Annotated in this window: 7 protein-coding genes, 1 tRNA gene and 1 other RNA gene; 2 read left to right on the forward strand and 7 right to left on the reverse strand. The window is 71.2% G+C overall.

Features of this window, described 5'->3' with window-relative positions; genetic code table 11:
• Positions 1–419: 419 nt before the first annotated feature.
• Positions 420–1421 carry a hypothetical protein gene (locus DJ010_RS21880; RefSeq protein WP_146207437.1) on the forward strand — a complete coding sequence of 334 codons (1002 nt, stop codon included), beginning with the start codon at positions 420–422 and terminating at the stop codon, positions 1419–1421.
• A gap of 20 nt (positions 1422–1441) precedes the next feature.
• Here the strand turns inward: DJ010_RS21880 and DJ010_RS21600 are convergent, their stop codons facing one another.
• The 7 genes from DJ010_RS21600 to ffs form a co-directional block, all read right to left on the reverse strand.
• Entirely contained in the window at positions 1442–2479 is a 1038-nt protein-coding gene (locus DJ010_RS21600) for an aspartate-semialdehyde dehydrogenase (RefSeq protein ID WP_109697531.1), read from the reverse strand.
• 41 nt (positions 2480–2520) lie between these two features.
• On the reverse strand, positions 2521–3810 hold the full coding sequence (locus DJ010_RS21605; RefSeq protein ID WP_109697533.1) for an aspartate kinase: 1290 nt from the start codon (positions 3808–3810) through the stop codon (positions 2521–2523).
• A 54-nt stretch (positions 3811–3864) separates the two neighbouring features.
• On the reverse strand, positions 3865–4512 hold the full coding sequence (locus DJ010_RS21610) for a DUF5063 domain-containing protein (protein WP_245927805.1): 648 nt from the start codon (positions 4510–4512) through the stop codon (positions 3865–3867).
• Positions 4509–5105: a recombination mediator RecR gene (recR, locus tag DJ010_RS21615; RefSeq protein ID WP_109697535.1), complete on the reverse strand. Its 597-nt coding sequence runs from the start codon at positions 5103–5105 to the stop codon at positions 4509–4511. Before recR ends, DJ010_RS21610 begins: the two co-directional genes overlap by 4 nt.
• A gap of 27 nt (positions 5106–5132) precedes the next feature.
• Positions 5133–5522 carry a YbaB/EbfC family nucleoid-associated protein gene (locus DJ010_RS21620; protein ID WP_109697541.1) on the reverse strand — a complete coding sequence of 130 codons (390 nt, stop codon included), beginning with the start codon at positions 5520–5522 and terminating at the stop codon, positions 5133–5135.
• A 28-nt stretch (positions 5523–5550) separates the two neighbouring features.
• Positions 5551–7452, reverse strand: a complete 1902-nt coding sequence (locus DJ010_RS21625) for a DNA polymerase III subunit gamma and tau (RefSeq protein WP_109697537.1) — start codon at positions 7450–7452, stop codon at positions 5551–5553.
• Between the two features lie 57 nt (positions 7453–7509).
• Positions 7510–7600, reverse strand: an RNA gene (ffs, locus tag DJ010_RS21630) — signal recognition particle sRNA small type.
• 70 nt (positions 7601–7670) lie between these two features.
• On the opposite strand from ffs, the gene DJ010_RS21635 reads away from it, so the two are divergent.
• A tRNA-Ser gene (locus tag DJ010_RS21635) sits at positions 7671–7755 on the forward strand.
• The last annotated feature ends 130 nt before the right edge of the window (positions 7756–7885 follow it).

The following is a 7885-nucleotide window of genomic DNA, read 5'->3' on the forward strand; positions in this document are numbered from 1 at the left end:
AACCACCGACGCCTTCACGGCTCCCTCGGGATGAACACCCCGGTCGAGCACGAGCAGGCCTACTACGCTGCCCGACAACCCGTCGAGAGCATCACATAACGGCGGCGGAGAACCCGTGACGGTTCAGGGCCGACGGCGGCACCACCTCCCTGGACAACCTCATCCTGCTCTGCCGCAAGCACCACACCCTCACGCACCGAACACCCTGGCAAGTCCAGATCAACCGCCACACCCACCGACCCGAATGGACCCCACCCCCACCCGTCGACCTCCGCGACCGCATCAGCCACTACATCCCCCCACGACCACGACCACCCCTGGTCGCCTAGCAATCGCGTCGTTTCCGCCTCGAACCGCGAGCCCCATCCCTCGCTGAGCAGTGGTCACACCGCTCGTGGCTTCGTGACACACTGCTCCCCATGTCTGACGAGCAGGACAAGCTGAAGCTCAGCTTGGAGCCGCCGAAGCTGTTCGGGCGGAAGAAGAAGTCGGACGCCATGGGGACCACCAAGCGCACCTCACCGGCGCCTGCCGACACCGAGCCCGACGTCACGCCTGCCGCAGAGCCAGAGCCTGAGGCGGCTACCGAGCCGGTCACCGAACCCGTCGAGGAGCCCACCCTCGTCGACGCGCCGGTCGTCGAGGAACCCGTCGTCGAGCCGGCTGCCGAGCCGGCCGCTGAAGAGCCTGTCGCTGAAAAGCCTGCTCCCGCACCCGCGTCCGCGAAGAAGCCCGCGCCGGCCAAGAAGGCCGGCCCACCGGCGAAGAAGACGGCGCCCGCTGCGAAGGCCACCCCCGCCAAGGCCGCGCCTGCTGCCAAGGCCACCCCCGCCAAGGCCGCGCCCGCCACCAAGACCGCGCCCGCCACCAAGACCGCGCCCGCCGCCAAGACCGCGCCCGCCACCAAGACCGCATCCGCCACCAAGAAGACCGCGCCGGCCCGGCCGCGCGCCAAGCTGGCACCGGAGATCGAGCCCGAGCCGATCGCGCGGATCGTCGACGAGGACGAGATCGACCTGACGGCGGACGAGCCGCCGTTGCTCCCGCTCTACCCCGCCGCGGGGGTGACCGGGGTCCTCGTGGGCGCGACGATGGTCGTGCTGACCTGGCTGTCGCTGCGGGGCTGCGAGGCCGTCCGCGGCACCTCCTCGTGCGGCGGCGGGCCCGGCTTCCTGCTGCTGATCGCGACCTTCGTGCTGTGCATCCTGCTCGGCAGCGCGCTGCTCAAGGTCTTCCAGATCCCCGACCCGGGCAGCAGCAGCTTCCTCGGGGTCGGCCTGGTGGCCGTGGTGTCGCTGCTCTTCCTGATCGACGTGCTCGACCACTGGGCCAGCCTCATCGTCGTCCCGGTGGTGAGCGTCGGCGCGTTCCTGGCGTCGGTGTGGGTCACCAAGACGTTCGTCGAGCCCGGCGAGACGTAGGAGCCGTATCGGGCCGCGGGTCAGCGAGCGGCGAGGACGAGCTCGGCGATCTGGATCGTGTTGAGCGCGGCGCCCTTGCGCAGGTTGTCGCCGGACACGAACAGAGCGAGACCGCGATCGCCGTCGACGCCCGGGTCCTGGCGGAGCCGACCGACGTACGACGGGTCCTTGCCGGCCGCGAGCAGCGGGTTCGGGATGTCGGCGAGCTCGACTCCCGGCGCCGTGCTCAGCAGGTCGCGGGCGCGGTCGACGGGCAGTGCCCGCTCGAACTCGGCGTTGATGGCCAGCGAGTGGCCGGTGAAGACCGGGACGCGCACGCAGATGCCCGAGACCCGCAGGTCCGGGATGCCGAGGATCTTGCGCGACTCGTTGCGCAGCTTTCGCTCCTCGTCGGTCTCGTTGAGGCCGTCGTCGACGAGGTTCCCGGCGAAGGGGAGCACGTTGTAGGCGATGGTCCGCTTGTAGACGCCCGGCTCGGGGAACGCGACGGACTCGCCGTCGTAGGCGAGCTCGCGGGCCTTGTCGCCGGCGGCGGCGATGCCGGTGGCCAGCTCCTCGACGCCCGCGACGCCGGAGCCGGAGACGGCCTGGTACGTCGAGGCGATCAGGCGGACCAGGCCCGCCTCGTCGTGCAGCGGCTTGAGGACCGGCATCGCGGCCATCGTGGTGCAGTTCGGGTTCGCGATGATGCCGCGGCCCGCCTCGATGACGCCGGCGGCGGCGTCCGGGTTGACCTCGGAGACCACCAGCGGGATGTCGGGGTCCTTGCGGAACGCGGAGGAGTTGTCGACGACGATGACGCCCGCGTCGACGAAGCCCGGGACCAGCGCGCGTGAGGTGGTGGCGCCGGCCGAGAACAGCGCGATGTCGAGCCCGCTCGGGTCGGCGGTCGCGGCGTCCTCGACGACGATCTCCCGGTCGCCGAACGGCAGCACGGTGCCGGCGGAACGCGCGGAGGCGAAGAACCGGACCTCGTCGGCGGGGAAGTCCCGCTCGAGGAGGATCTGGCGCATGGCGACGCCCACCTGGCCGGTGGCGCCGACGATTCCGAGCTTCATGGGGACATCCTTCCGGGGCGGTGGTGAGCCCCGCGAGCGATTTAGCGGCCGGTGCCGCCGTAGACGACGGCCTCGACCTCGTCGGCGTCGAGGTCGAACGCCGTGTGGGCGAACTGGACGGCGCGGTCGACGTCGTCCTCGTCGACGATCACCGAGATCCGGATCTCGGAGGTGGAGATCATGCCGATGTTCACGCCGGCCTCGGCCAGGGCGCTGAAGAACTTCGCCGAGATGCCCGGGTGCGAGCGCATGCCGGCGCCGATGAGCGAGAGCTTGCCGATCTTCTCGTCGTAGAGCAGCGACTCGAAGCCGATCCTGTTCTTCAGCCCGTCGAGCGTCGTCATAGCCGTCTGGCCGTCCGAGCGCGGCAGCGTGAAGGAGATGTCGGTCAGGTTGGTGGCCGCCGCCGACACGTTCTGCACGATCATGTCGATGTTGATCTGGGCCTCGGCGAGCGCGTTGAAGATGGCGGCCGCCTCGCCGACCTTGTCGGGCACCCCGACGACGGTGATCTTGGCCTCGCTGCGGTCGTGGGCGACGCCGGCGATGATCGGTGCTTCCATGGTGCCCTCTTTGCTGGCTCGGTCGGGGTCGTTGATGCTGCCGGTGACGGTGGTGCCCTCGAGGGTGCTGAACGACGACCGGACGTGGATCGGGATGTTGTGGCGCCGGGCGTACTCGACCGAGCGCAGGTGGAGGACCTTCGCGCCCGAGGCGGCAAGCTCGAGCATCTCCTCGTAGGTGACGCGGTCGAGCTTGCGCGCGGTCGGGACGATCCGCGGGTCGGCGGTGAAGACGCCGTCGACGTCGGTGTAGATCTCGCAGACGTCGGCCTCGAGCGCCGCGGCCAGGGCGACGGCGGTGGTGTCGGTGCCGCCGCGACCGAGGGTGGTGATCTCCTTGGTCTGCTGGCTGACGCCCTGGAAGCCGGCCACGATCACGATGTGGCCCTCGTCGATCGCGCCGCGGATCCGGCCGGGCGTGACGTCGAGGATCTTGGCCTTGCCGTGGACATCGTCGGTGATGACACCGGCCTGGGAGCCGGTGAACGACCGGGCGGTGTAGCCGAGGTCGGAGATGGCCATCGCCACCAGCGCCATCGAGATCCGCTCGCCCGCGGTCAGCAGCATGTCGAGCTCGCGCGCCGGCGGCAGCGGGCTCACCTCCGCGGCCAGGTCGAGCAGCTCGTCGGTGCTGTCACCCATCGCCGAGACGGCGACGACGACCTCGTTGCCGGCCTTCTTGGCCTCGGTGATCCGACGCGCCACCCGCTTGATCGCGTCGGCGTCGGACAGCGACGAGCCGCCGTACTTCTGCACGACAATGCCCACGGGAAGGCTCACTCCTGGATCGACGGGGAAGGATCCCGCCAATCGTACCGACCGTCAGGCCTCGCCCTGCTCGCCGTCCAAGGCGGCGGACACCGCCTCGATGACCTCCAGCTCGGAGGTGATCGTGACGTCGAGCCGGTCGTGGGCGATGACCGACAGGAGTGCCTTCATCGAGGCGCCGGCGAGCGCGCCCCACGAGGACACGTAGGAGAACTGCCACCACCACAGCGCCTCGTCGACGTCGCCGACGCGGTAGTGACGCATGCCGTTCTCGAGGTCGGCGGCAATGCTCGCCAGGTCGTCGGAGAGCTGGCTCTCCACGACCTCTGGCTGGTAGGGGTCGAAGACGTAGCTCATCGTGTCGACGTTGCCCAGGAGGTCGGCGAGCCGGAGCCGGAGGTCGTCGAGGTCGGCGTCGGGACCGACGTCGGGCTGGTACTCCTCGCGCGGCGCGAAGTCGCGCTGCGCGCCGAGCCGGGCGCCGGTGAGGGCGATCTCGCCGATCTGCAGCAGCAGCAGCGGGATCGCCTGGCCGGGGGAGGCCTGCGCTGCGATCACCCTGAGCGAGTCGAGGAACGACCCGACCGACGCCGCGATGTCGTCGGCGAACCGCACCGTCTCGGTCTCGACGGCCAGCATGGCCTCGAGGGCCGCCTGGCCGGGGAGCTGGTCACCCCTGAGCCTGTCGAAGGGTTCGGTCACGTTGCTGCCTGCCTTCCTGCAAAAGCTCGTCCGAGAGTGACCTCGTCGGCGTACTCCAGATCTCCGCCCACCGGCAGTCCACTCGCCAGCCGCGTCACGCGCAACCCCAGCGGGCCCAGCATCCGGGTGAGGTACGCCGCCGTCGCCTCGCCCTCGAGGTTGGGGTCGGTCGCGAGGATCACCTCGGTGACGGCACCGTCGCCGAGGCGGGTGAGCAGCTCCTTGATGTGGAGCTGCTCGGGCCCGATGCCGTCGATCGGGGAGATCGCGCCGCCGAGCACGTGGTAGCGGCCGCGGAACTCGCGGGTGCGCTCGATCGCGACGACGTCCTTGTACTCCTCCACGACGCAGATGACGCCGGGGTCGCGCCGCGGGTCGCGGCAGATCCGGCACTGCTCGTCCTCGGACACGTTGAAGCAGGTCGCGCAGAACTTCACGCGGGCCTTGACCTCGATCAGCACCTCGGCCAGCCGTTGCACGTCGACCGGGTCGGCCTGCAGCAGGTGGAAGGCGATCCGCTGGGCGCTCTTCGGACCGACGCCCGGGAGCCGCCCGAGCTCGTCGATGAGGTCCTGGACCACGCCTTCGTACATGAGGGGCTTTCTACCCGGATCCGGTGCCTAGAACCCGAGCTGGCCGGGCGCGCCGCCGCCCGGCATCCCGGGGAGGCCGCCGGCCAGCGGGCCGAGGGTCTGCTCGGCCAGCTCGTCGGCCTTCGCCTTGGCGTCCCGGTAGGCCGCGACGACCATGTCGCCGATGTCCTCGAGGGTGTCCTCGAGCTCCTCGGGGTCGCCGACCGCCGCTGGGCTGATCGTGACGCCGGCGAGCTCTCCGGTGCCGGTGACGGTCACCGTCACCGCGCCGCCGGCCGCGGAGCCCTCGACCGTGCTGTCGGCGAGGCGGGCCTGCGCCTCCTGCAGGTCGGACTGCATCTGCTGGGCCTGCTGGAGCAGTGCGCCCAGGTCGAGGCCACCGCCGCCACCGAGTGCGTCGAACGGGTTCTGGGTCATCGTGGTTCCCTCCATCGGGTCGGGCCGGTCACTGGTGCGGGATCTCCTCGATCACCTGGGCGCCGAGCTCGCGGACCAGCAGGTCGGCGCCGGACTCTGCGTCGACGTCGGCGTCGTCGCGGTCGACCGCCGCATCGGGGTCGTGGACCACCTCGGGCTCCGCGGACGCGGCCTGGATGTCGGCCATCCGCGGCCGCCGGGGAGCGGGCGGCTCGGGCTCGGGCTCCGGCTCGGGAGGCACCGGGACGGGCTCGGAACGGGGCGGCGGCACCGGCGCGTCGGCGGTCGCGCCCGGGTCGATGATCGTCTCGATGCGCCACTCCGCACCGACGACCTCACGGATGGCCTCCTGGAGCACGTCGGAGCTGCCACCCTCGAAGCTGTTGCGCGCGCCGGCGTTGTTGAAGCCGAGGGTGAGGGTGGTGCCGTCGAACCCGACCACCTGGGAGTTCTGGGTGAGATGGATCCAGGTGACCCGGCGCTTGCGCTGGGTCGCCGCGATCACGTCGGGCCACAGCCGGCGGACCTCGACCAGCGACATCGCCCCCGGCGCGGCCGGCTCGGTAGGCGCCGTGGGCGCCGTGGGCGCTGACGCGGCGGGCGAGGGGGGCGCCGGCGCGGGCTCGACGACCGGCTCCTGAGCGGGCTCCCGCTCGACGACGGGCTCGGGCTCGGGCGTGGCCGCCTCGACCGTCGACGGCGCCGGAGCAGCCGGCGCAGCCGGAGCAGCCGGTGGCACGGGAAGCTCCTGGGTCGGCGGCGTGATCGCCATCCGCCGCTCGAGGCGGTCCAGCCGGGCGAGGACGCCGTCGGTGCCGTGGTCGGCGGCGGGGAGCAGGACCCGGGCGCAGATCAGCTCGAGGAGCAGCCGGGGCGCGGTCGCACCCCGCATCTCGGTGAGCCCGGCGGCGACCAGGTCGGCGGCGCGGGTGAGCTCGGCCCGTCCGAACCGCGCCGCCTGCGCGACCAGCCGCTCGCCCTGGTCGGCCGAGACGTCGATGAGCCCGGTCGCCGGGGCGTCGGGCACCGCGGAGACGATGACCAGGTCGCGCAGCCGGCGCAGCAGGTCCTCGGTGAACCGGCGCGGGTCCTGGCCGGTCTCGATGACCTTGTCCATGACGCCGAAGACCGAGGCGCCGTCGCCGGCCGCGAACGCGTCGACCACGTCGTCGAGCAGGGTGTCGGGCGTGTAGCCGAGCAGCCCGCTGGCGAGGTCGTAGGTCACCCCGTCCGGACCCGCTCCGCCGAGCAGCTGGTCGAGTACCGAGAGCGTGTCGCGCGCCGACCCGGCCCCGGCACGGACCACCAGCGGCAGCGCGGCGGGCTCGATGCTGACGCCCTCGCGCTCGCACAGCTCGGAGAGGTACGACGACAGCAGGCGCGGCGGGATCAACCGGAACGGGTAGTGGTGGGTGCGCGAGCGGATCGTCGGGATGACCTTGTCGGGCTCGGTCGTCGCGAAGATGAAGCGCAGGTGGGGCGGCGGCTCCTCGACCAGCTTGAGCAGGGCGTTGAAGCCCTGCGTGGTCACCATGTGCGCCTCGTCGATGATGTAGACCTTGTAGCGGCTCTTCACCGGCGCGAAGAACGCCTTCTCGCGCAGCTCGCGGGCATCGTCGACACCGCCGTGGGACGCCGCGTCGATCTCGATGACGTCGATCGAGCCGGACCCGCCGCGGGCCAGGTCGCGACAGCTCTCGCACTCGCCACACGGGTCGGCGACCGGCGCCTGCTCGCAGTTGAGGCTGCGGGCCAGGATCCGGGCGCTCGTCGTCTTGCCGCAGCCGCGTGGCCCGGAGAACAGGTAGGCGTGGTTGACCCGGTTGCCGGCCAGGGCGGCGCGCAGGGGCTCGGTCACGTGCTCCTGCCCGATGACCTCGGCGAAGGTCTCGGGCCGGTAGCGGCGGTAGAGCGCGAGCGGGGATTCCACGACTCAGACCCTAGACGGGGGGACCGACGCGGGACAGGGCGCGTCCCCACGGAACGAAAAGGCCCCCCGTGCACCCGACAGAGCTCACTTACCCTTGCTGCCTTCCGGCCCTGGGGGAGTTGGGCGAGATGTCGCCGCACGGGGGGTTGCCCCAACTCTAGTTGATCGATGCGCAGGCGATTTCATCGGCCAGCGGCACCCCCGGTAACCTCCTCGGCGGAGGTATCGCCTAGTGGCCTATGGCGCTCGCTTGGAAAGCGGGTTGGGTTAACGCCCTCGGGGGTTCGAATCCCCCTACCTCCGCCGTGTGATGAGTCGCGACATAGGTGACACCTGAGTCGCGACATGCGTGTCAGTCAGAGAGCTCCCGGCCATCGGCCGGGGGCTCTTTGCGTGTTGCGCCAGTAGGTTTTGGCGGGGTCGATGTTGTGGG

Source organism: Nocardioides silvaticus (genome assembly GCF_003160695.1).
In the GTDB taxonomy this organism is placed as follows: Bacteria; Actinomycetota; Actinomycetes; order Propionibacteriales; family Nocardioidaceae; genus Nocardioides; species Nocardioides silvaticus.